The 23907-nt window shown below is 62.8% G+C and carries 19 protein-coding genes; 13 read left to right on the top strand and 6 right to left on the bottom strand.

Features of this window, described 5'->3' with window-relative positions; all coding sequences use genetic code 11:
* The first annotated feature begins 3 nt into the window (after nucleotides 1-3).
* Nucleotides 4-1239 (top strand): aspartate aminotransferase family protein, encoded by a 1236-nt coding sequence (locus GA0004734_RS19730; RefSeq protein ID WP_175386565.1) that lies wholly within the window; start codon nucleotides 4-6, stop codon nucleotides 1237-1239.
* A gap of 64 nt (nucleotides 1240-1303) precedes the next feature.
* Here the strand turns inward: GA0004734_RS19730 and GA0004734_RS19725 are convergent, their stop codons facing one another.
* The 3 genes from GA0004734_RS19725 to GA0004734_RS19715 all read right to left on the bottom strand — a co-directional run bounded on the left by GA0004734_RS19725 (nucleotide 1304) and on the right by GA0004734_RS19715 (nucleotide 4127).
* Nucleotides 1304-2161, bottom strand: a complete 858-nt coding sequence (locus GA0004734_RS19725) for a LysR substrate-binding domain-containing protein (RefSeq protein WP_092937244.1) — start codon at nucleotides 2159-2161, stop codon at nucleotides 1304-1306.
* Nucleotides 2162-2446: 285 nt separating this feature from the next.
* Entirely contained in the window at nucleotides 2447-3253 is an 807-nt protein-coding gene (locus GA0004734_RS19720; protein WP_092937242.1) for an SDR family NAD(P)-dependent oxidoreductase, read from the bottom strand.
* 19 nt (nucleotides 3254-3272) lie between these two features.
* On the bottom strand, nucleotides 3273-4127 hold the full coding sequence (locus GA0004734_RS19715) for an NAD-dependent epimerase/dehydratase family protein (protein WP_092937240.1): 855 nt from the start codon (nucleotides 4125-4127) through the stop codon (nucleotides 3273-3275).
* 358 nt (nucleotides 4128-4485) lie between these two features.
* Here GA0004734_RS19715 and GA0004734_RS19710 point away from each other — a divergent pair, with 358 nt between their 5' ends.
* The 3 genes from GA0004734_RS19710 (at nucleotide 4486) to GA0004734_RS19700 (ending at nucleotide 7008) form a co-directional block, all read left to right on the top strand.
* Nucleotides 4486-5127 (top strand): cysteine hydrolase family protein, encoded by a 642-nt coding sequence (locus GA0004734_RS19710; protein WP_092937209.1) that lies wholly within the window; start codon nucleotides 4486-4488, stop codon nucleotides 5125-5127.
* A gap of 59 nt (nucleotides 5128-5186) precedes the next feature.
* Nucleotides 5187-5732: a MarR family winged helix-turn-helix transcriptional regulator gene (locus GA0004734_RS19705; RefSeq protein ID WP_348626099.1), complete on the top strand. Its 546-nt coding sequence runs from the start codon at nucleotides 5187-5189 to the stop codon at nucleotides 5730-5732.
* Nucleotides 5733-5826: 94 nt separating this feature from the next.
* Nucleotides 5827-7008: an amidohydrolase family protein gene (locus GA0004734_RS19700; protein ID WP_092937205.1), complete on the top strand. Its 1182-nt coding sequence runs from the start codon at nucleotides 5827-5829 to the stop codon at nucleotides 7006-7008.
* Between the two features lie 70 nt (nucleotides 7009-7078).
* Here the strand turns inward: GA0004734_RS19700 and GA0004734_RS19695 are convergent, their stop codons facing one another.
* Nucleotides 7079-7693: an amino acid synthesis family protein gene (locus GA0004734_RS19695; protein WP_092937203.1), complete on the bottom strand. Its 615-nt coding sequence runs from the start codon at nucleotides 7691-7693 to the stop codon at nucleotides 7079-7081.
* The gene (locus GA0004734_RS19690; protein WP_092937201.1) at nucleotides 7690-8274 is read right to left on the bottom strand and encodes an amino acid synthesis family protein; all 585 of its coding nucleotides are present in this window, start codon (nucleotides 8272-8274) and stop codon (nucleotides 7690-7692) included. Before GA0004734_RS19690 ends, GA0004734_RS19695 begins: the two co-directional genes overlap by 4 nt.
* A 274-nt stretch (nucleotides 8275-8548) precedes the next feature.
* Between GA0004734_RS19690 and GA0004734_RS19685 the strand changes: the two genes are divergently transcribed.
* From GA0004734_RS19685 to GA0004734_RS19650, 8 genes are all read left to right on the top strand, one after another.
* Entirely contained in the window at nucleotides 8549-9550 is a 1002-nt protein-coding gene (locus tag GA0004734_RS19685; RefSeq protein WP_092937199.1) for a BMP family lipoprotein, read from the top strand.
* Between the two features lie 180 nt (nucleotides 9551-9730).
* The gene (locus GA0004734_RS19680; RefSeq protein WP_092937197.1) at nucleotides 9731-11260 is read left to right on the top strand and encodes an ABC transporter ATP-binding protein; all 1530 of its coding nucleotides are present in this window, start codon (nucleotides 9731-9733) and stop codon (nucleotides 11258-11260) included.
* Complete coding sequence (locus tag GA0004734_RS19675) at nucleotides 11257-12327, top strand: ABC transporter permease (protein ID WP_245292553.1); 1071 nt, start codon at nucleotides 11257-11259, stop codon at nucleotides 12325-12327. The genes GA0004734_RS19680 and GA0004734_RS19675 overlap by 4 nt, the downstream gene beginning before the upstream one ends.
* Nucleotides 12315-13313, top strand: a complete 999-nt coding sequence (locus GA0004734_RS19670; RefSeq protein WP_092937195.1) for an ABC transporter permease — start codon at nucleotides 12315-12317, stop codon at nucleotides 13311-13313. The genes GA0004734_RS19675 and GA0004734_RS19670 overlap by 13 nt, the downstream gene beginning before the upstream one ends.
* Nucleotides 13314-13338: 25 nt before the next feature.
* Nucleotides 13339-14373, top strand: a complete 1035-nt coding sequence (locus GA0004734_RS19665) for a nucleoside hydrolase (RefSeq protein WP_092937193.1) — start codon at nucleotides 13339-13341, stop codon at nucleotides 14371-14373.
* A gap of 13 nt (nucleotides 14374-14386) precedes the next feature.
* Entirely contained in the window at nucleotides 14387-15328 is a 942-nt protein-coding gene (locus GA0004734_RS19660) for a nucleoside hydrolase (RefSeq protein ID WP_092937191.1), read from the top strand.
* Between the two features lie 54 nt (nucleotides 15329-15382).
* Nucleotides 15383-16603: an L-2-hydroxyglutarate oxidase gene (lhgO, locus tag GA0004734_RS19655; protein ID WP_092937189.1), complete on the top strand. Its 1221-nt coding sequence runs from the start codon at nucleotides 15383-15385 to the stop codon at nucleotides 16601-16603.
* Nucleotides 16604-17118: 515 nt separating this feature from the next.
* On the top strand, nucleotides 17119-19407 hold the full coding sequence (locus GA0004734_RS19650) for a TonB-dependent receptor (RefSeq protein WP_092938192.1): 2289 nt from the start codon (nucleotides 17119-17121) through the stop codon (nucleotides 19405-19407).
* 273 nt (nucleotides 19408-19680) lie between these two features.
* On the opposite strand, the gene GA0004734_RS19645 is transcribed toward GA0004734_RS19650, so the two are convergent.
* Entirely contained in the window at nucleotides 19681-21018 is a 1338-nt protein-coding gene (locus tag GA0004734_RS19645; protein ID WP_245292552.1) for an MFS transporter, read from the bottom strand.
* 320 nt (nucleotides 21019-21338) lie between these two features.
* Here GA0004734_RS19645 and GA0004734_RS19640 point away from each other — a divergent pair, with 320 nt between their 5' ends.
* Nucleotides 21339-23900: a GcvT family protein gene (locus tag GA0004734_RS19640; protein WP_092937185.1), complete on the top strand. Its 2562-nt coding sequence runs from the start codon at nucleotides 21339-21341 to the stop codon at nucleotides 23898-23900.
* Nucleotides 23901-23907: the final 7 nt, after the last annotated feature.

The following is a 23907-nucleotide window of genomic DNA, read 5'->3' as shown; positions in this document are numbered from 1 at the left end:
ACAATGACCAATCATCTGGTTGGAGGCATCTCCAGCGCAGGCCGCGCCTTGCCTTGTCTCGACGGCGAACGCTTTCTCGCATCCCGCTCTGAGGGCGCCTATGTCTGGGACGGTGCGCAGCGCCGTTACATCGATACGGCGCTCGGTTTCGGCGCCACCGTGATCGGCCATGCCCACCCGGCTGTCGTCGAGGCGGTAACGGCCGCCGTGCGCAATGGACCGATGCCGGCTTTCGCCCATGACGGAGAAGAGCAAGCGGCCGCCTTGTTGACCTCGGCCACCCGACATCTCTCAAGCGTCATCTTCACGAACACCGGCAGCGAGGCGGTGCATCTCGCCTGCCGGCTCGCGCGTGCAGCCACGGGGCGTACCCAGATTGCCAAGATGGCGGCCGGCTATGACGGGTGGTATGACGATGTTACGCTGGGACAGGCAGGCTCCCTCGATGCCGACATGGTTGCAAACGCCAGACCGACGCGCGAGCGCACCACCCTGCTGCGCTTCAACGATTTCGACGACGTCGAGCGCCTGTTTGCGGAAAATGCCGACATTGCCGCCGTCATCGTGGAGCCCATGCTGGCCAATTCAGGGTGCATACCGGCAGCGCCCGGCTATCTCGCTTACCTGGAAGCGACGGCGCGACGCCACGGGGCGCTGGTCATCCTCGATGAAGTGCTAATGGGCTTCCGCACGGGCTTCGGCCTTGCAGGGCATGGCCTGGGCATTGAAGGCGACATTGCCACTGTCGGCAAGGCCATCGGCAGCGGCATTGCCGTTGCCGCCGTCGTCGGACGCCCCGAGCTGATGGCGCTGGCCGAAGCGGGAGCGGTTGTTCGTGCAGGCACCTATAGCGGCAATCCCGTTGCCACGGCAGCCGTGACGGCCACGTTCCAGCTTCTCAAGGATCTCGACTACGCCGTGCTACAGGCGCGAGGCCGTCGGTTGCGGCAGGAGATCGGCGCTGCGTTTTCCGATCAGGGCCTGCCGGTGGCGACATCCGGGGAAGGCTCCGTCTTCACGATCTGGTTTTCCGATAGCGCACCCTCGACCTATGCCGAGGCCAAGGCCAAGGCAAGCGCTGCCCTGACACTCCGGCTCCACGAGACTTTACGCCGTCGCGGACTGTTGATCATGCCGTTTGCTTTCGGCCGGCTCTACCTGTCCGATGCCCATTCCGATGCCGTCATCGGGGATATGGTCGGCATCTTCAGGGATGCGGCGCGTGACATGGCTGCCTGAGACCGGTCGCATGAGTCTCTATCCACGCGCCGACCATGGCTGTGGCCGCGTTCGAACGACCCGGTCAAAGCTGCTGGAAGCGCGAGCGAACGAAACTTGCGACCGTGCGCACCGCAGCGCGGGCGCCGTGGGGAACGAGCAGCGCGATCTCCAGCGGTTTCAGTAACGGCAGCTCATCATCCTGCGCATTCAGACGGCGATGTCTCGATGCGACCACGGAGGCCGGCAGGGCGGTCACGGCTGCGCCCGCATCGAGCGCGGCCTGTATCGACGGCAGATGCGACGACGTCCATGCCGCACGCCACGGGATGCCGGCTTCCGTGAGCGCGTGCACGATATGCGGTCGTGCACGACAATCCTTCTCGGGAAACAGAGCGAGGGGTAACGGGCGCTGGCGTTGCGTTTCTCCCTCCGCAGGCCCGCACCAAATGAGTTGTTCCCGGCGCAGCAATTCGCCGACCACGGAATCCGGCGCGCGCGTGATGATTGCGAGGTTGATCGTGCCATGCTCGACCATCGATTCCAGCGAGCGAGAAAAATCACACTGGATCTCGACCTGGATGCGCGGGTTGGCGCGAGAAAACTCCTCGATCAAGGGCTTCCCGAACAGCTCGATATAATCGTCCGGCATACCGAGCCGCACATATCCGCGCATCGAACCGGGATCGAGCGCCGCTAAAGCCTCGTCCTCGATGGCGATGATGCGGCGGGCATAGCCAATCAGGATCTCCCCGGTTTCGGTCAGGTGTACGCCGCGTCTGGTCCGGTCGAACAGCTTCCTGCCGATCTGACTTTCAAAGCGGGCGATCAGCAGGCTCACCGCAGCCTGGGATTTGCCGATCCGCAAGCCCGCCGCGGTAAAGCCCCCGGCGTCGGCGACGGCCACGAAGGTCGCGAGCGCATCTGTATCGAAATGCTGCATGGAAGCCCAGATCTCGCTTCAGGATGGCGCGCTACCCGACCAGCCGGGATTTCGGGGCCGAGTGAACGCGACCCTATCGATCCTCGCCGCCGATATCCTTGTCAATATCGCAATCGCGCAAACCTATGCTCTTTGCACGTTCGCTTTGACAGCTGGGGCTCGTCGCAGGCCACAAAAGTCAGCTTACCAGGCTTTTTGGATGATGACGCTGACAGAAATTGCACCGCACGCCCCGTTGCCGGTAGCGCCAGCCTGCCGATATGCTTGGTGCCGTTACGCGTCGGCTCACACCCGACGGGGGAAGGCCTCGGCATCCGGGGCGTTGGCCCAGCTCTGCAGGGTTTGCCCTCCGTCGATCAGCCAGTCGACCCCGGTGACGTGCCGCGCATCGTCGGAGGCGAGGAAGGCAACCGTGGCAGCCACGTCTTCCGGCTGGCCGATACGACGCAAGGGAATGCGATCGGAAAACCGACGGATGCCGGCCTCATAGGCGGCATCGTCGCCGGCGGGGACGCCGAGCCGCGTTTCGATCACGCCGGGGCAAATCGCGTTGACGCGGATGCCATAGGGTGCAGCATCCAGCGCGGCGACGCGGGTGAGGCCGACGATGGCATGCTTGGTCGACGCATAGCCGGCGCCTCCGGCCAGCACGTCCCAGCCGGCCATGGATGAGCCCATGTTCACCACCGCGCCCTGGGTCTTGGCCTCGATCATGACGGCGAGCGTTGCACGCAGCACGTAGAAAATGCCGTTGAGATTGATGCCGACGATGCGGTGCCAGTCCTCGATCGCAAGCTCGTGGATAGGCGCGACCGTGCCCGAGATGCCCGCATTGTTGAACAGCACGTCGATACGGCCGAAATGTGCGGCTACATCGCCCACCATCGCCGCTGCCGATGCAGGGTCGCCCACATCGACGGCAAATGCCTTCGCTCTCTCACCGAATGCTGCGGCCAGCGCCTGGGCCTTGTCGAGGTCGATGTCGGCAACGGCAACGCGTGCGCCCTCGGCCATGAAACGGCGCACGGCGGCACTCCCGATGGCGCCGGCAGCACCGGTGACCAGCACGACCTTGTCTGCAAACCGCATCATTGCCACTCCTCTTGCGCGTTCAGTTCTCGAATACCGGATAATCCCGCCACGAATGGCGCGGCGCAAAACCAAGCTGCAACTGCGCGGCGGATGTGTCGATCAGCGCGGCAAAGCCATCGATCGGCTTGCGGATCGGCGTTCCCGGATAGGCTCTTTCGATGAGATCCGCACTGGGGCAATCCATATAGCTGTCGGCGGCGCTGATGAACAAACGCGCGTGCCCGGTCACCGGCCGCTCCACGGCCGCAACGAAGGCCGCGGCGGCGTCCCGTGCATCGAGATAGGCCCAGAGATCGCGGGCGGCATCGGCGTGTAAACGGCGCGGACCGATGGCCGCGTGGAACGTCTCCGGCGTCTGGATCCACGGCATCCGCAGGCTGACGGCCGAGAAGGCGCCGCGTCGAACCATTGCCTCGATAAGCTCCTCGCCGAGCCATTTCGTTGTCGCATAGACGTCCTGCGCGCCGATCGGATGCCCTTCGTCGATCGGCAAGTAGACCGGCACGACCGGCGTCTCGAAAAAGGGAAATCCCAGCACGCTGAAGGACGAGGCATAGACGAACCGCTGAACGTCACAAAGGTGCGCCGCCTCGACGGCGGCATACATCGCCGCCATGTTGATGCGGAACACGTCGGCCGCCGCCCGGCCTGTCGGGCGGGGAATGGCGGCAATATGGACGAGCGTATCCACGCTCTTGGCCAGTTGCGCCATCACCGCAAGGTCGTCAGCCTCGCCGGTGATATGAGACCAGCATGCACCTTCCGGTGGCGCGCTGACGTCGAGGCCGGTGACGGCATGGCCGGCTTCCACAAGGCTCGCAGCGACATGACGACCGAGCAAGCCGCTCGAACCGGTCACCAGAATGCGGCTCATCGGGCAATCCTTTACTTATCGAAACCGGAGGCAGGTCCAAACTTATGCGGGTGCGAACAGGATTTCATGGAAACGCCGGCTCCTGACGTCAGACATCGATACCCCAAAAAGATAAAGGCCACGACCGGTATCGTTGATGGTCAAACGATTAGGTCGCAACATGCTGATGATGTCAAGGCAGGTTTGCGACATCGCTTCCGGTCAAAACGTGAGGGCAGTGTAACTTTGGTTTGCCAGCCGCCCACCGAAATTCCAAAGCTGGCTCAGATAAACCGCTTGACTTCATCAGCCTTCGATTGCTTGTTTGATCATCAATGAGTTTTACCATTGCCGCTCCCCTCGCAACCTGGAGACGCCCATGTCGCTCGACGTCTTTTCTGCCCATCTCGAACAGCAGGATATCCGCCTGGATGGCAAGCGTAGCGCGCTGATCGTCATCGACATGATCAACGAGTTCTGCAAACCGGGCGGCAGGATGGTGCTGCCCGGTTACGAGGCTCTGGTCGGGCCGCAACTGGCGCTGGTAGAGGCGGCGCGCGCGGCCGGAGCGCCGGTCATCTGGGTTCACGATGCGCACCGGCCTGGAATGCGGCATGAGCACGAATGGGCAAAGCGCACGCCGCATGGGCTTGAAAACACCTGGGCGACAGAGATTATCGCGGATCTGGGGGCCAGACCTGATGACATCCACGTCACCAAGCGTCGATATTCAGCCTTTTTCCAGACGGATCTCGACCTGACGCTGAAGGATATGCAGATCGACCAGCTCGTCATCTGCGGGGTCGTCACCAATATCTGCGTCCGCTCGACCGTGCATGACGCTTTTTTCAACGGATACGAGGTGGTCGTGCCGGCCGATGCCTGCGCTGCGACCGGCCCGCGCGAACAGGAAAGCTCGCTGTACGACATCGCCACGCATTTCGGCATCGTTTCGGATACGCAGTCCGTCGTTGCCGCCTTCAGCAAGGGCGCCACGCTCACCAACATGATTGCGGCTTGACCACGCAGGAGGCGATGGCGCGATTGCGCCCAAGACCTGCCTATCGAATGGAAGACCTTTTGAAGACGATCGATTCCATCTCCCCTGATCCTTCATTGCCGGACCAGAGCGACCAGCCCGCCGCCATCGCGCTTCCCGAACTCGGCCACGATGAAATCCAGGCCTATTACGCCCGTACGGGATATTCGCTGGAGCATCACGCGGCACACCTGCTGCGGCGCGCGCACCAGCGGGCGACGGCCTGCTTTCAGGCGGTCATGCCCGGAGACGACCTGACGCCGACGCAGCTTGCCGCGCTGGCAACGCTTCTGAAACACGGCGAGCTTTCCCAGAACCATCTCGGCCGCATGACGCAGATGGACCCGTCCACGATCAGCCTCGTCGTCAAGGCGCTGATGAAGCGCGGACTGATCGCACGCAAGCGCTCGGATACGGACCAGCGCATGACGATGATCACGCTGACCAATGCCGGCGTGCACTACACCTTGCCCCTGCTCGACCGCTCCATGCAGGTGGCGCGCCGGCTGTTGTCACCGCTCTCGCCCGGCGAGCAGGCAACGCTGCTCGACCTCCTGAACCGGGTTGGCGAGCCGGAAGCGGACTGACGACAGCCGATCTGGAGGGCCAGGTCTCAAGGGACCGGGACCGATGTGCGCAGTATTGCCAAATTCCATTGCCAAGCCCCAAGGACATCCGACGATGCAGCCATCTTTCGACCGCCTTCTCATCCGGAACCTTGGCCCGGTGATCACGGGCGACCTTGCCGCGCCGATCGCAGATGCCGACACCATTCTCGTCGAAGGCGGGCGGATCACTCAGATCGGCCGCGCGTCGTCCATGGCACTGCCGGACGACACCACGGTGATCGATGCCAAGGGTTCCGCCATCATGCCAGGCATGATCGACAATCATTCGCATCCCGTCATGGGTGACTGGACACCGCGGCAGAACCAGCTTGGCTGGATCGATTCCACCCTGCATGGCGGCGTGACGACGCTGGTCTCGGCCGGGGAGGTGCATGTGCCCGGCCGTCCGAGGGACGTGATCGGCGTCAAGGCACTCGCCATTACCGCCCAGCGCGCCTTTAGCGCGTTTTCTCCAACGGGAATGAAGGTGCTTGCAGGCGCCCTGATTCTCGAGCACGGGCTGACCGAAGCGGATTTCGTCGAACTCGCGGCTGCCGGCGTGACGTTGGTCGGCGAGGTCGGCCTCGGATCCGTCAAGGATGGAGCCACTGGCCGGCAGATGGTCGGTTGGGCGCGGCAGAACGGCATGACCTCCATGACCCATGTCGGAGGCCATTCCATTCCCGGCTCCTCACGCATCGGGGCGGAGACGGTGCTGGAAGTCGATGCCGATGTCGCCGCGCATCTGAACGGGGGGCCTACATCCCTGCCGGAAGCGGAACTTCGCCTCATCTGCGAGGAAAGCAAGCGCGGGCTTGAAATCGTCCACAACGGGAATATGCGGGCGGGCCTTTTCGTGCTCGATACCGTGCGGGATGTCGGGGCGCTCGACCGCTTGGTGCTCGGCACGGACGGTCCTGCGGGCTCCGGCGTCCAGCCGCTCGGCATGCTGCGGCTTGTGACCATGCTGGCGTCCCTTGGCAATCTCGCACCGGAAGTCGCGATTTGCCTCGCCACGGGCAATGTTGCGCGCCTGCGCGGCTTGACGGACCGCGGACGGATCGCGGTGGGCCTTGCAGCCGATCTCGTCTTCATCGACCAGGCCATGGGTGGCGCGGGTGACGGTGTTCTTGACAGTATGACGCTTGGCAACATGCCGGGCATCGGCATGATCCTGGTCGACGGCGTTCCCCGCATCGCCCGGAGCCGCAACACGCCGCCATCCATTCTCGTGCCGGAGCTTCTGGCCGGCTGAAGGCATCGCGACATGCAAAGGCCGCACTCCTGTCGGGGCGCGGCCTTTGCATGTCGGTCATAGCGAAAGCTCAGATTATGCCGTCCTTGCCGATGATCCTGTCGACCGTCAGGCCGCCGACGCGCGGGTGCGGACGGCCGCTGTCGGTGACGGCGATCGCTACCGCGATCTCATCGGCGCGGGGCGCATCCGGCACGCGAACCTCCATGCCATCGAAGTGGCTGCGCACCCGTGCCGCGTCCTTGTGGCCGAGCGGGATGTCGAAGGTGGCACCTGGGGCGCCGCGTTTCTTGGAGGATGGAATGAGGGCAGCGCCGCCGCCCAGCACCGCGCGGAACGGTGCGCCAAGCTCCGGATGAATCAAGGCTGCGGCATGTTCCAGTTCGCCATCCTCCCCAACGAGCACGGCCTTGCCGAAGCTTTCGATCCGCGATCCTTCGATTCCCAGAGCTAATACAGCCCGTTCCGGCAAAATCCGTCCGAGCACCCGGCCGACGGCTTCGAGGGCTGAGAGATCCTCCACATAGCGACCGGCGAAGGGATTGCGGACGACGGCGACGGAGGCCGCGCGTCGGGTCGGCTTTTCAAGCTTTCGCCCGCCTTCGACCAGCGTTTCTTCAACCACGGTTATGATGCGGCGCAGTCCGATGGTGTCGTTTGGGCCGATGGTGTCGTTCTCGCTCATCGCAGGCCATCCTCGCCCTTGATTTCGCTCGCCTTCAGGCCGCCCACGCGCGCATGGACGCGCGGACCCGTGGTCATCGCGAGGGCCAGCACCATCTCGTTTGCGCGCGGTGCGTCGCCGATGCCGACCTCGACCGCGTCGAAATGGCTGCGGACATAGGATGCGTTGATATGGGTGATCGGAACATCGAGACGCGTGCCCGGCCCGCCGACCTTCTTGGTCGAGGGAACGATGGCGCGCGCATCGCCCAGCAGTTCGCGCATGGAATAGCCGCCGGGATTATGCCAGAGGGCTGCATGTTCGAGCTCTCCCGCCGATCCGACGATCGCGCCTTTGCCGTAACCTTCGACGACAGCGGGGTCGCCGCCGAGCGCATTGATGAGGCGGCGCGCCATCTCCAGGCCGAGCGGTTTCAGGTCGTCCATGAAAAAGGCGATGTCCTCGACATAGCTGCCGGCAAACGGGTTCTCGATGACCGCGAGAACGCAGGCGCGCCGCAGCGGCGTGCCGGCGACCGGGCCTCCCTCATGGAAGATCTCATCCACGGAAACGACGAATTTACGTACGGCCACGTCTGCCATGCACCTCTCCATATTTGTTAGAGTGGTAACAATCCATCACGCTCGCTCCTTGTCAAGGGAGGCCCCGGAGAAACCCGGTCGCCTGACCCTGGCCATGTTGTCGAGCGACGGAATTGAGCGATTCTGGCGTGCAATGCAGCAAGATGAAAAAAGCGTCAGAAAGCGATTGACAAGATCTGGAAGTCGACACAGTATTCGTATGACCATCAACTAATGCGGCATCAAGACCGGGCGATGGATCTGCCGAGAAGGCTACCAGAGGGAAAGAACCACAATGAAGATTTTTGCCCGCTTCTTAGCGGCTGGCGTCGTGCTGGCTGCATCCGCCCTTCCGTCCGTCGCTGCCGAGAAGGTGCATGTCGCCGCGATTTCCGGCTATTTCGCACAAGGGTTCGGCATTTCCATCGTCAACGGCCTGAACAAGGCCAAGGACGATTTCGGCATCGACCTCAAGCTTGTCGACACGGGCAACCGGGCGCTCGATTATGAGGAACAGTTCGCCAATCTTGCAAAGAGCGGCCAGTACGACCTGATCTTCGTCATGGGCTGGGAACTGGTGGATGCGCTGCAGAAGGTCGGCGCGCAGTATCCCAACCAGCGCTTCGTCTTCATCGACGGCGTGCTCGATGCGAAGACGATGGTCTACGCGAATTTTGCCGAAGAGCAGGGCTCGTTCATCGCCGGTGCGCTCGCAGGTCTGGTCGAGGACATGGGGCCAGAGTTCGACAAGATCGGCGACGGCAAGGCGATCGGCTTCGTCGGCGGCCGCGACATTCCCGTCATCCGCAACTTCCTGGGCGGTTACGAGCAGGGCGCGAAATATGCAGCGCCCGACGTGAAGGTGAATTCGGTCTTTGCCGGTACGTTCGATGACCCGGCAAAGGGTAGCGAACTGGCCATGGCACTCTACGGGCAGGGTGCCGACATCGTCTACAACGTTGCAGGCCCGACCGGGGAAGGCGTGATGCAGGCCAGTGCCGCCGCCGACAAATATTCGCTCGGCGTTGATATCGATATGTGCTCCAGTGCACCCGGCAACGTGCTGGCCAGCATGCTGAAGCGCGGGGACGTCGCCGTCTATGCGATCATCAAGGACGAGATCGAAGGCCGCAAGGTCACGCCGGGAACGCGCACCTTCGATCTCGCCTCAGGCGGTGTCGAGGTGAAGGTCTGCGACGATATCGCGGCGAAGCTTCCGGCCGCAATCAAGGACAAGCTGGAGACCATCCGCACGGATGTCATCGCCGGCAAGATCCAGATCGCCCGTGCGAAGTAAGCCGGTCCGGCGTGGGCGCGGACGAACTCCGCCGTCCACGCTGCCGTTCATGACGGTAAGAGCGACGCAATCTCGCGTCGTCTGCTCGGCGGAGGCGTGTTGACGGCTGTCAACGCCGGCCGTCCGGCTGTCTTCCTTCGATGAATCCTCGTATCTTCTTCTCCTGCCTCGGTATGCCTCATGGACCTTGCCGTCGATCTTTCCGGTATCACCAAGCGCTTCGGCGCCTTCACCGCCAATGACGGCATCGATCTCGCCGTCCGTCGCGGCGAAATCCACGCGATCATCGGCGAGAACGGCGCTGGCAAGACGACGCTGATGAACATCCTGTTCGGCCTGCTGCAGCCGGATGCCGGCACCATCTCGATCGGCGGCAAGACCATGCTGGTCGACAGTCCGGCGGTGGCGATCAACGAGGGGCTCGGCATGGTGCACCAGCACTTCAAGCTGGTGCCGTCGCTGACCGTGGCCGACAACATCTTTCTCGGCATGGAAATCCGCCGGAACGGGCTCATCGATCGCGCAGCGCAGGTGGAGCGCACCCGCGTTCTCTCGGAGAAATTCGGCCTGCGGGTCGATCCGCAGGAGCGGGTGGCGGGACTTTCGGTCGGCATCGAGCAGCGCATCGAAACCCTGAAGGTGCTGGCGCGCAACGCCCGTACCGTCATTCTCGACGAACCCACGGCCGTCCTCACACCCCAGGAAAGCCGCGACCTGTTCCAGACGCTGCGCAGCTTCGTTAATGACGGCATGACCGTGATCTTCATCTCGCACCATCTCGAAGAGGTGATGGCGGTGTCGGATACGGTTACGGTGCTGCGCGATGGCCGCGTCGTCGCCACGAAGCCGAAGAGCGCACTGACCAAGCGGGAGCTTGTCCGTCTTATGGTCGGCCGCGACGTCAGCTTCGACCGGCGTACCCGGACCCGGAACGAAGGCGCTGTGGCGCTTGAAGTCATCGACCTCTGGGCGCGGGACGACCGGCAGCTAACGGCATTGAAATCGGTGGATCTCACCGTTCGCGCCGGGGAGATCGTCGGCGTTGCCGGGGTCGCCGGCAACGGACAGACGGAACTTGCGGAGGTTCTCTCCGGTCTCAGGCCTGCAAGCCACGGCACCGTGCAGCTCCACGGACACGACATCCTCGACCGGACGCCGGCCGAAATCCGCAACCGTGGGCTTGCCCATGTCCCGGGCGACCGCATGGTGCGCGGCGTCGATCGCAACGCCTCGCTGTCGGCCAATATGCTGATGGGGCGCCAGAACAAGAGACCCTTCGCCCGCCTTGGCGTGATCGATTGGGCGGCCGTGCATGGAGCGATGCGCACTCTGATCCAGCGGTTCGATATCCGCGCCCGTGGCCCGAAGGATCCGGCGCGCAGCCTGTCCGGCGGCAATATCCAGAAGGTCGTGCTGGCGCGTGAGTTCACGGCCGGCGGGGACGTGCTGCTCATCGACCAGCCGACCCGTGGCGTCGATATCGGCGCTCAGGAGGCGATCCACGATGAGATCATGCGCCAGCGCGCCGACGGTCGTGCGATCCTCCTGATCTCCACCCAGCTTGACGAGTTGAAGGCTCTGGCCGACCGGATCCTCGTCATGTTCGACGGCCGCATCATGGGCGCGGTCGATGGGTCGGAGATGGACGAAGATGCAATCGGGTTAATGATGGCCGGGGTCGATCCGGCAGACATGACGGAGGCCTCATGACGAACCGAATGCCCTTCCGGGGGCTCTTCTCGAAAGGTCTGGGGCGAACGCTGGCGGGGCAGGCGCTAGCCTTCGCCATAGCCCTGGCGCTGGGCGCCATCATCATTGTTTTGATCGACGAAAGCCCGGTTGCCGTCTTCATGACGCTGATGCGCGGCGCCTTCGGCGATGCGGAGAAGATCGCCGGCACGCTCTTGCAGACGACGCCGATCCTCATCTGCGGCATCGCGGCCTGCATCGCGCTTCGCGGCGGCATGTTCAATGTCGGCATTGAGGGACAGCTCTTTCTCGGCGGGTTCGCCGCCGCCTGGGTGGGGTTCGCCTTTGCATTGCCGCCGGTGCTGCACGTGCTTGCCGCCGTGACTTTGGCGGTGGTCGCCGGTGCGCTCTGGGTGGCAATTCCCGCGTTCTTCCGCGTTCGCTTCGGCACCAACGAGGTGGTGTCCACGATTTTGGCCAATTACATTGCGACGCTGCTGACCTCCTATCTTACCATCTTCCTGTTCAAGCGCCCGGGCGGTTGGTCGGAAACGCCGCCGATCCTGACCAGCGCCTACCTGCCGGAACTCTTCTCCTTCTCGCGGCTCAACATCGGCCTTCTCATCGGTCTGGCGCTAGCCTTGGGCGTTGCCGCCTTCTTCCGCTGGACCTCTGCCGGCTATGCCGTGACCATGGTCGGCTCCGCGCCGAAGTTCGCCGAATATGGCGGCGTCGGCGTGCGCCGCGTCGGCTTCGGCGTCTTGCTCGTCTCCGGGGCCGTGGGCGGCCTTGCGGGCGGCGTCGAGACGCTCGGCGTGCATCACCGGTTCATGGAAGGCTTTGCGCCGGGCTTCGGCTTCGACGGGCTCATCGCGGCCCTGCTCGCCAACGGCTCGCCCATCGGCACCATCTTTACAGCACTCTTCTTCGGAGCTTTGCGCGCTGGTTCCCTACTGCTCGAGGTCGATACGACAGCCTCGCGCGAAATCATCACGGTCATCCAGGCGCTGATCATCCTGGCGGTTTCCGCCGATCTCATGATGCGCCGCCGCGGCGACCGCACGGGAGAGCGCCGATGGAAATTCTGACCAATCTGTTCAACGTCGCTTTGCTGGTCGCGATGATCCGCACCACGACGCCGATCCTGCTGGTGGCGCTGGGCGGCTCGTTCACCACCAAGGCGGGGATCTTCAACATCGGGCTGGAGGGCCAGATGCTGATCGCCGCCTTCTTCGCCGTCGTCGGCTCGATCTGGACAGGCTCGTCGGTGGGCGGCATGGTTATCGGCGTCGCCGCCGCGCTCGTCTTCGCCCTCATCTATGCCGTTCTCGTCGTCAGCTTCCGGGCAAACGAGGTTGTTGTGGGGTTGGCGCTCAACATCCTTGCCGGCGGCATGACCGTGTCTCTCCTCAAGGCGATCTTCGGGACACGCGGCTCTGTCGTCGGGCGAGGCATCGTTGGCCTGCCCAAGGTGCAGATCCCCGGTGCGCGCGATTTGCTCGGCCCCTCGACCGCGCAGTTGATCTCCGGCTATACACCACTCGTCTACGTTGCCTTCTTTGCCGTGCCGCTCCTCATTCTCTTCTACAACCGCACCCGGCTCGGCCTTTATATCCGCGTGGTCGGTGAGAAGCCGGAGGCAGCCGAGGCGCTCGGCATCTCGATCGTGCGGATTCGCTATGCCGCTTCGCTGCTGTGCGGCCTGTTCGCCGGTCTTGCCGGCGCCCATATGTCGCTCGGCTACATCACGATGTTCACCGAGAACATGTCCTCCGGGCGCGGCTTCATGGCGGTCGCAATCCTGATCTTCTCGGGCGGTGATCCGCTGAAGGTGCTGGCCGGCTGCCTGTTGTTCGGCTTTGCCGATGCCTTCTCGCTCCGCCTGCAGACCTTCGGCTTCCCGTCCTATCTGGTTCTGGCTGTGCCATATGCCGTGGCGCTCGTCGCTCTGTTCGCGCTCTCCTGGCGCGCACGGCCAAAGCGCATCCGCGAGACGGTCGAGACCATTCGCCGCGCTTTGTCCGTCCATCCCTCGGGGGACGCCGGCCGCGACGCGCCGCTTCCCCGTTCCTGAAAACCCGAGACCCCGAAGGCTTCCCATGCAGCGCATCATCCTCGACGTGGATTCCGCCGGCGACGACATTCTCGCCGTGCTGTTCGCCGCCGCCCATCCGGACATCAAGCTGGAGGGCGTCACCACCGTCACCGGCGCCGCCGGCCCGATCAAACAGGTGACCGACGTCGTGCTGAACACGTTGTCGCTGGCCGGTCGTGACGATATTCCGGTCCATGCCGGCGCCTGGCGGCCGATCGTCGGCCATGCCAAGGCGGCGATGGAAGCACCCGTCCATTTCGAGAAGCGGCTGACGGCGCGCTTCGGCGACCGTCTGAAGACGTTCAACCCGCCGGCGCCAGAGCCTCGCCGTAAGGCGAACCCCGGCCATGCGGTGGATTTCATCATCGACATGGCAAGGGCACATCCCGGCGAGATCACGCTGGTGACGACGGGGCCGACGACCAATGCGGCGCTCGCGATTCTGCAGGAACCGGCGTTGCCGTCGCTTCTGAAGAACATGCTGGTGCTCGGCGGCAACTTCACCGCGCCCGGCAACATGACGCCGCTGTCGGAGTACAATATCTGGGCCGATCCGGAGGCGTCGCGCATTGTGCTCAACGCCGATGTCGACAAGATCCTCGTGCCGCTCGATATCTGCGAGGACAACCGCGTGGCCGACAGCATGCTGACGCGCGACGACATCGCGGACATGGCGTCCTCCGGGGCGGACAATGCCGTCGTGGACATGATCGGGGAGGTGTTTCCGATCTACATCGATATCTGGCGCGAGTTCTTCGGGCTCGTGGGCTTTCCCATGGATGATGTCATTACCGTGGCGCTCGCCTTCGCGCCGGATCTCGTGACGACGACGGCGCCGCTCTTTGCCGATGTCGTCATCGAAAAAGGCGTCGCGCGGGGCCAGGTTGTGGCTTACCGCGGTCACCAGATCCTGCCCGGCGGTGACGGCCCGAGGACGACCCGTATCGCCACCGGCCTCGACGGCCGCCGCTTCCTTTCGATCTTCAAGACCACCATGGCGCGCTACGCCCGCGCCGGCGGTCTTGGCACTGCAGCCTGAAGGACCGTTTCCGATGCCGACACCCATCCTCTACGACTGCGACCCCGGCCACGACGACGCCATCGCCCTCGTCATGGCGCATCGCTCGCCCGATATCAAACTTCTGGGCGTGACGACCACCTGCGGCAATGCCGAGCTCGACAAGACCACCTCGAATGCCATTCGCATCCTCGACTTCATCGGTGCGGGAGACGTGCCGGTTGCGGCCGGCTGCGTCCGCCCGCTTGCCCGTCCGCTGGTGCTGGGAACGGCGGACGGCCCGAGCGGTCTCGAGGGCTCGCCCTACCTGCCCATGCCGCAACGCAAACCCCTGGCCCAGCATGCCGTCGATTTCCTCGCCGAAAGGCTTGCTGCAGCGCCAGAACCGATCATCGTGGTGGCCACCGGGCCACTGAGCAATATCGGCCTCCTCGTTCTCAAGCACCCGCAGGTGTTGCCGAAGATCAAGGAACTGATCTGGATGGGCGGGGTGTTCTATCGCAAGAGCGAGATCATCACGCCCACTGAATTCAACGCCTTCTGCGATCCCGAAGCCGTCCGGCTCGTGCTCGACAGCGGCGTGCCCGTTACCATGGTCGGGCTGGATGTGACCATGCAGGTTCTGGTCGAGGCAGAGCAATATGCGGAGCTCGCGACCATCGACACGGAACTCGGCAGGCTCGTCATGGACTGGCTACGCTTCTACGAGAAGCTGCATCGCAATTCCATGGGCGTCGGCGGCGCGATGCACGACCCTCTGGCGCTGGCGCTGGTGATCGACCCGACGCTGGTGCGCACCAGGCCCGTCCATATCGGCGTCGATCTCGATGGCACCTTTGCCTTCGGCGCGACGGTCGCCGATTTCTGGAAGGAGCGTGGCGAGCCCGATAATGCACGAATCGCCTATGAGGTGGACAGCGACCGCTTCTTCAAGCTGATGTTCGATCTGTTGCGCGATACACCGCTGGATCCGTGATCTCGTCGGTGCATCCTGCCAAGGAGGCGAGAGTGAGGAGCGGGGACAGCATCGGTGTCTTATGATCTTGCCATCATCGGCGGCGGCATTGTCGGTCTTTCCGCCGCCCTGGAAATCTCGACCCGCTGGCCCGGCCTTTCCATCGTCGTGCTGGAAAAGGAGGTCGAGGTTGCGACTCACCAGACCGGGCGCAACAGCGGCGTCATCCATGCGGGGGTCTATTATCAGCCGGGAAGCCTGAAGGCGCGTTTCTGCAAGGAAGGCGTCGAGGCGACGATCGGTTTCTGCCGCGAGCATGGCATTCCGTTCGAGCAATGCGGAAAGATACTCGTGGCAACCGCCCATGACGAGGTGCCGCGTCTTGCCGCGCTGGAAGACCGGTGCCGACAGAACGGCCTGCCGGTGGAACGGCTGGACGCCGCGGAGCTTGTCCGGCGCGAACCGCATATCCGCGGCGTCGGGGCGCTGTTCGTGCCGACCAGCGGCATCGTCGATTACGGGCTGATCGCCCGCACGATGGCCCGAATCCTCGCTGGTAGGGGCGTCGAAATTCGCACCAGCGCTACCGTGGAGACCTTGCGAGAGGAGGCGGACGGCGTTCGTCTCCAGCTTCCGCAGGAAGAGATCCGCGCCCGGCACGTCATCGCCTGCGCCGGCATCATGGCCGACCGGCTGGCGCGGCTTTGTGGCCTCGAACTCGACTTCCATATCGTGCCCTTTCGCGGCGAATATTTCAGGTTGGGCTCCGACAAGGACCGCATTGTCAACCATCTGATCTACCCGATCCCGGACCCTGCGCTGCCGTTTCTGGGCGTCCACCTCACGAAGATGATCGGCGGCTATGTGACGGTGGGGCCGAATGCGGTTCTTGCCTTTGCGCGGGAGGGCTACCGGTTTTCCGATGTCAATGTCCACGATCTCAGGGAAATGATCACCTACCCCGGCTTTCGCCGCCTGGTGCGCAAAAATCTTCGGTCCGGCCTGTCGGAAATGGGCAATTCGATCAGCAAGCGCCGCTACCTCGCGCTTTGCAGAAGATACTGCCCGGAATTGCAGCTCGACGACCTCAAGCCCTATCGGCCCGGCATCCGCGCCCAGGCGGTTCTCGCCGACGGCAGCCTCGTCCATGACTTCCTGATCCGCGAAACCCACAGGACCATCCATGTCTGCAACGCTCCATCTCCTGCCGCGACATCGGCGATGCCGATCGCCCGGGATCTCGCGGATCGCGCTGCCGCGCTGTTCGGATGGCAGGCAGAGGGCAAAAGGGTCTAGGCGAATCACCTTTTTCGCGGGGGACATCAATGTCTTTTAAAACTGCAAATCTTATGATCGCGCGTGATTTGCCGCGCCGTCGATCATCGGGTCCGCTTCGTTCCTCACCGACTTGAAGTGGTCCAGGTCGAGCACGGCGAGCGTGTGGCAGCCTTGGGTACGGTACCCTTCAGGATTCTGATCGAGCGCTCGCCGGTTAAGCAGCCCGGTCAGTTCAGAGCCTGACGGCGTACGGCATGCTTAGAAACGGATGTCGTCCCTCCTTAGAACGTCGAACGCATGACGCAATCCCCGAACGACAGGCGCATCCTGAGAGCGTCACGATCGTTGCTGCGATCAGATCAGGAGTCTCTGCGTCAGAGCACGTTTCATGACGTAGACTCAGCAATCTTGCCAATTCGAGAAAAATTTCTCGATCTGGATCGTCTCTCTGTCGTGGCAGCCGAATGGATCGGCGCCGAGTTCGAAGAACGATGCAGAGCGTCGTGCGTCAGACGCGTTACAGGGGGCATGGAATGTCAAGAGGTTGGATTGGCTGTGGATCGCGTTGGTGGGTCAACGCGGCTCTCACAAGTGTATCGTTACTCGCTATCTCCGCAGGGTCGGCGCAAGGGCAGGAAGCGCGCGATGAGCAGGCGAAACGCCAGCCCGAGGTCGCACGGTCCTCCGGTGCATCGCAGGCCACGACACTGGAAACGATTGTCGTCGTCGGTAGCTCGGGGGAGCAGGCGCCGGCGACAGGAATTATCGGTCAGCCTCCGGCACCTTATGCCGGCGGGCAGGTCTCTTCCGGTGCTCGTGTTGGTGTTCTGGGCAATCAGCCTGTTCTGAAAACGCCCTTCACCGTCACGTCTCTGACGTCGAAGTTGATCCGCGATCAGCAGGCGCGGACTGTTGCCGATCTCACGCTGAACGATCCATCCGTGCGCCAGGACGCCCCTGCGTTCAGCGAACGAGATGCTTTCATGATCCGTGGTTTCTCGGTCACCAATCTCGACACGCTCTATGACGGGCTTCCCTACATTGCCAATCCCCGGCGCAGTTTCCTTGAGGGCATCGAGCGTGTGGAGATCCTCAAGGGGCCGACCGCGTTTGCAAATGGTGGCCTCGGACGTGTCGGCGGCACGATCAATCTCGTGCCCAAACGTGCCGCCGACGAACCGCTGACACGCCTTACGACCGGCTATCGCTCCGACTCGCAACTTTGGTCGCATGCCGATGTCGGTCGCCGCTTCGGGCCGGGCGGAGAGTTCGGCGTTCGTGTGAACGGTTCCTACCGCGATGGCGATTCTCGGCTGGATAACAACGACAATCAGGTCGGTGTCGCATCGATCGGGCTGGATTATCGCGGTGACCGCGTCCGCGCTTCGCTCGATCTGAACCATTCCACGCAGAACATCGATGCGCCGACATCCCTGTTCAACGGTGCCGTACCCGGCATTGAGATACCGCGCGCACCGAACGGCAAGATCAATACGGCCAACCCGTTCGAATATCACGACAGTACATACAACATGATTTCCGGTCGCGTAGAGTTCGATGTGCTCGATAACACGACGCTTTATGCTGCCGGTGGTGCAAGCCGTTACCGCGAAGATTTCTTGACGTCGTCCTACACCATCGTCAACGCAAATGGAGATGCGACATCCAGCCTCGCCATTCAGCCGCAGCAGATCCAGGGATTTTCGGGCGAAATCGGTCTGCGCTCGGAATTCGATACTGGCCCCGTCGGTCATCAGGTCAACGTCGCGGTCGCACGAAATCTCAATGAAAACGATCGCGGCAGCTTCCTGCCGGGTAGATTGGGATTGCCTCCAGCCTATCCCACCAACATCTACAACCCGGTCTATCTGCCCGACGGCTCGGTGGATACGAGCGATTTCCCCCGCTCGGACGATCTCGTTCCCTTTGCAGATCTTCTTTCGACGAGCATCGCGCTCTCAGACACATTGTCCTTCCTAGACGAACGCTTTCTTTTAACTGTGGGCGGGCGCTATCAGGATATTCGCTCGAGAGGGTTCAATACACGTCCCGGAAATCCGCTTTTCCCGGTGGGAGACACAAACTACCTCTACGAGGAGGCGAAATTCAGCCCGGCGGTCGCCGCAGTCGTCAACGTCACCAACAATCTTTCGGTCTATGCCAACTATGTCGAGGCGCTGTCCGAGGGAGCGATTGCACCGGCGACGGTCGCGAATGCGAACGAGATCTTTCCGCCCTTCGTCCACGATCAGAAGGAAATCGGGGTAAAGTACGATTTCGGTTCATTCCTGCTGACAGCAGCCTTGTTCGAGATCCGGCAGGAGAGTGCCTTCACCGATGCGACGACGAATACCTTCTCGGTCAATGGCCTGCAGGTCAACCGCGGTCTTGAGCTTTCGGTATTCGGCGAGCCGCTTCAGGGCATCCGCGTCCTTGGTGGTGTGACGTTCATGGATGCCAAGCTTGACAGCACGGCTGCCGGCGCGTTCGACGGCAACAAGGTTCCCGGTGTCCCCACCACGACAGTCAGTCTCTATGGTGAATACGACACGCCGTGGGTCGAGAATCTGACGCTGACGGGTCGCGTGCTCTACAGTGGAAGCACGTATTACGACCGGGCAAACACGCAAAAGGTCGAGGACTGGACGCGTCTCGATCTGGGTGCGCGCTATGTCTTCGAGCGGGAAAATGGCAAGCCGATCGAAGTCCGGGCAAATGTCGAGAACGTTCTCGATGAGAAATACTGGGCGTCCTCTGCACGCGGCTTCCTCTCGGCCGGCGCGCCCCGCGCCGTTATGCTATCCGCATCGTTTGATTTCTGACAACATCGGGTTTTTTCAGTTTCAAACGAAGGTGATCCCCAAGAATACCTTGTCTCTGGTCGCACGCCTTGGCATGCGACCAGAGCTTTATTCGTTGCAGCCAACAACCGTCTTCCCACGTTCTCTGCAAAGGCAATCGCCAAGATGTCCGGCCCGGCGCCTGTTGGCGGGGCTTTCCGACCTTCGGGTTAGGCTGAAGGTGAGTATTTTCGACAATGCCGAGCGCCCCTGCCGTCCGACAGGAGCGCTCTTGGACGTGTTACACGTCGGAGTTCAGTCGCCAGCGCAGGCCGCGGCCACCTTCTTCATCGAAACAAGCCAGATGACCAGCCCGCAAAGCGCGAACCCTGCAAGGGTGAGGTAGGCGGCCGAAAAGCCGAAATGCGAGACGATGACGCCGGCGATCGCCGGGCTGAGCGAGGCGCCGATGCCCTGCACCGTCATGACCGCACCGAGACCTGCGTTGATATGGCCGGTTCCCTTGAGCATCCGTGCGACGAGACCGGGCACCGCGACACCGAGAAGGCCGGCACCGACACCATCCAGCATCTGCACCGGGATGAGGGCATAGGGGCTTGGCCATAGTCCGGCGATCAGCCCGCGAACCGGCAGTGCAACAAGGGCTGCGACGAGGAGCAGGAAGTAGCCGCGCCGCCCTGCGAAACCGGCCGCGAGAAGCGCGATCGGGATCATCGTCAGCTGGGCGATGATGACGGTCGCGGCGGTGTAGGAGACGGGATCCGACAGCAGGCTCTGGAGAGACGAATGCTGGCCGACCGGTTGCGCTGCGGGCTTCCCCGGCTTGCTCTGTCCGGGTGGCAGTGTGGTCGTGGTGCCGGTGTCCGTTGGCACGTCGGAGCTTGCCGCCTGTGTTGCCACCTGCTGTCCAAGCAGCGGAAGCATGGCGCCATTGCCGAAGTGGAACAGCATGAGCGTGGCAGCGAGGATCAGCAGTGGCGTAGACTTCCACAACACGCTGAAGCCCGAAGGCACCTCTGCGTCCTTGCCATCCTTCTTCTCGATGCCGCGTGCGGCATCGTGGTCGATATCCTCAGGTCTGATCATCATGACGGCGATGATCGACCCGACGGCCATGGCTGTCATGAGGATGAAGACCGCGGTCAGGCCGAACTCGTAGCCGAAGAAACCGGCGCCGGCGGCGGCAAAGACATTGCCGCCGTGGTTCCAGGCCTCGTTTCTCCCGAGCTGCGGGGCTAGTCCCTTCTGTCCCACGAGGCCCAGCGTCAGGCCGGCGACGGCCGGGCCGATGGCGGCACCGGCGATGCCGGTTGCGATCTGCGAGGCCGCCACGAAGGTCACGGTGGGGACGAACAGGATGGCGAGAGACGCCACGATGACGAGGGCCGCGCAGAAGCCGACCATGAAACGCTTGGCCTTGGAGGCATCCGCAAGTGCGCCGAGCGGTGTGGTCGCCAGCATGCCCGCAATGCCGCCGATCGTCATGACGACGCCGATGGTTGCCGTGCTCCAGCCCTGACCGATCAGGAAGATGCCGAGAAAGGGACCGAGCCCGTCACGGACGTCGGCAAGGAAGAAATTGACGGCGCTGAGGGCTTTGATCGACCGCGACCGGGGTTCTACAGGCGCCACGTGTGCGCTTGCCGCTATTGTACTCATCAAGGAGGTCCTGTGCTGGACGTGAAGTCGGTTCGGGAAATTCGCTTCGGAACGCGCGGCGTGATCAAAGGTTTCTCATAAAGCGCCCGTTTATCAATTATATGCTTTCATTGGAGCTTCATACCAAGCGTCGATGACAGGTTCCTATCATCGACGCTTGGTATGAGTGAAAGTTTCATGTCGTATTTGCTCCCGGCACGACCGTGATCGCGGCCAGTCCTTGTCGCTTTCAGATCAGGCGTTACGCGGCGCAGGCTCTACAATCACCCGATATCGGAGATACGAGGCAGGCAATGGCAGAGTTTCCAAGCAGAGCAAAGGTCGTCATCATCGGGCTGGGCGGCATCGTCGGCGCCTCCATTGCGCATCACCTGATCGAGCGTGGCTGGGACGACATCGTCGGTATCGACAAGTCCGGCATCCCCACTGATATCGGCTCGACGGCGCATGCCTCGGACTTCTGCTACACGACCAGCCATGATTACCTGTCGGTCTGGACAACCCAGTATTCTATCGATTTCTATGAGAAGATGGGCCACTACGCCCGCATCGGCGGTCTGGAAGTAGCGCGCACTGGCGATGATAGCTGGATGGAGGAAATCAAGCGCAAGCTCTCCTCCGCCAAGGCTTTCGGCACGCGCGCGCAATATGTCAGCCCCTCCGAGATCAAGCAGATGTTCCCGCTGATCGAGGAAGATCAGGTGCAGGGCGGCCTGTTCGACCCGGATGCCGGCCTCGTCATCCCGCGCTCGCAGACCGTTGCCGGCAAGCTGATCGATGCCGCCGAGAAATCCGGCAAGCTGAAGATCTTCGGCAATACGCCGGCGACTTCGCTGATCGTCGAGAAGGGCCGCATCAAGGGCGTCGTCACGCATCGCGGTACAATTCTGGCCGATCATGTCATCGTCTGCGCCGGCATCTGGGGCCGTCTGATTGCCGAAATGGTCGGCGAAGATCTGCCGGTCATGCCGGTCGATCATCCGCTGACCTTCTTCGGCCCCTATAACGAATTCGCCGGCACCGGCAAGGAGATCGGGTATCCGCTGCTGCGCGACCAGGGCAACTCGGCCTATATGCGCGATACCGGCGATCCGAACACGACCGAAGGCGGGCAAATAGAGTGGGGCTACTACGAGGCCGAAAACCCGCGCCTTTGCCACCCGCGCGAAATTCTTGAAAAGCACGAGGCGCGCCTGTCGCCCTCGCAGCGCGATCTCGACATGGAGCAGATCCTCGAGCCTCTGGAACGGGCGATGAAACTGACGCCGATCCTCGGCGAGCTCGGCTACAACGAGGGCCACTCGTTCAATGGTCTCCTGCAGGTCTCGGCTGCTGGCGGTCCCTCCTGTGGCGAAAGCCAGAAGGTGCGCGGCCTCTGGTACTGCGTCGCGATCTGGGTCAAGGACGGCCCTGGTTACGGCAAGTTGATTGCCGACTGGATGACGGACGGTCGCACCGAGATCGACCACAATTCCATCGACTATGCGCGCTTCTACCCGCACCAGCTCACCGAAGAGTTCATCGAAAGTCGCAGCTACGAGGCGGCGCAGAAGATCTACTTCCCGGCGATCCATCCGCGCGAACCCTATGCCTCGGGCCGCGGCGCCAAGCGCTCGCCCTTTTATGAACGCGAGGAAGAACTCGGCGGCTACTTCATGGAACTTGGCGGCTGGGAGCGCGCCCACGGCTACCAGGCCAACGAACACCTACTGGAGACATACGGCGACCGCGTCCCGGTGCGCGAGAACGAGTGGGACAATCGCCATTTCTGGCGCGTCTCGAATGCCGAGCATCTGGCGATGAGCGAGGATTGCGGGATCGTCAACCTCTCGCATTTCCACATGGTGGATATCGAAGGCCCCGACCATGTCGATCTACTCGAATGGCTCTGTGCCGCCAAGATCGGCGGCGATGGCAATATCGGCAAGGGCATCTATACCCACTTCCTCGATGACGAGGGCATGGTGCGGGCCGACTTCACCGTCATCCGCATGGCCGATCGCTGCCGCCTCATCAACGGCGCCGATGCCGGCCCGCGCGACTTCCACTACATGAAGCGCGTGGCGGAAGACCGCGGCCTCGATGTCACGATCACTGACGTCTCGGAAAGGTTCACAACCATCGGCATCTGGGGACCGAACGCACGCGAGACGCTGAAGAAGGTGGTCGCCGATCCGTCGGCGCTCGACCATGAGAACTTCGCCTTTGCCGCGATCAAGCCGATCGAGATCGCAGGCGTGACCGTCACCGCCTTCCGCATTTCCTATGTCGGGGAGCAGGGCTGGGAACTGCACATGAAATATGAGGACGGCCTTGCCGTCTGGGATGCACTGCGCGCGACCGGCGTCATGGCCTTCGGCGTTGAGACCTATGCCAACTCCCGCCGCATGGAAAAGAGCCTGCGCCTGCAGAACGGTGACCTCCTGACGCAATACAATCTGATTGAGGCGGATCTTGCCCGCCCCAAGGTCAAGGAAGCCGACTTCCGGGGCAAGGCGAAGCATCTCGAATACAAGGCCCGCGCCCATCAGCCGGCCATGCTCTGCACGCTGGTGATGACCGACAACACCGACGCCAGTGGCGTAAAGCGCTATCCCGTGGGCTCGCTGCCGGTCATCGATCCGGAAACGGGCGCGGTGCTGATCGACGACCTCGGCCGCCGCTCCTACACGACCTCGATCGCCTATGGCCCGACCATCGGCAAGAATATCGCGCTCGCCTATATCCCGCAGTCGCATTGCGAGGTCGGCCGCGCGCTGACGGTGGAATATTTCAACGAGAGCTTCCCGGTTGAGATCGCAGCCGTCGGCTACAAGCCGCTCTACGATCCGGAGAACCTGAAGCCCAGAAGCTGAGGTGTAG

Source organism: Rhizobium sp. 9140, assembly GCF_900067135.1.
GTDB lineage: Bacteria > Pseudomonadota > Alphaproteobacteria > Rhizobiales > Rhizobiaceae > Ferranicluibacter.
This window is presented reverse-complemented; position numbering and strand designations above follow the sequence as displayed.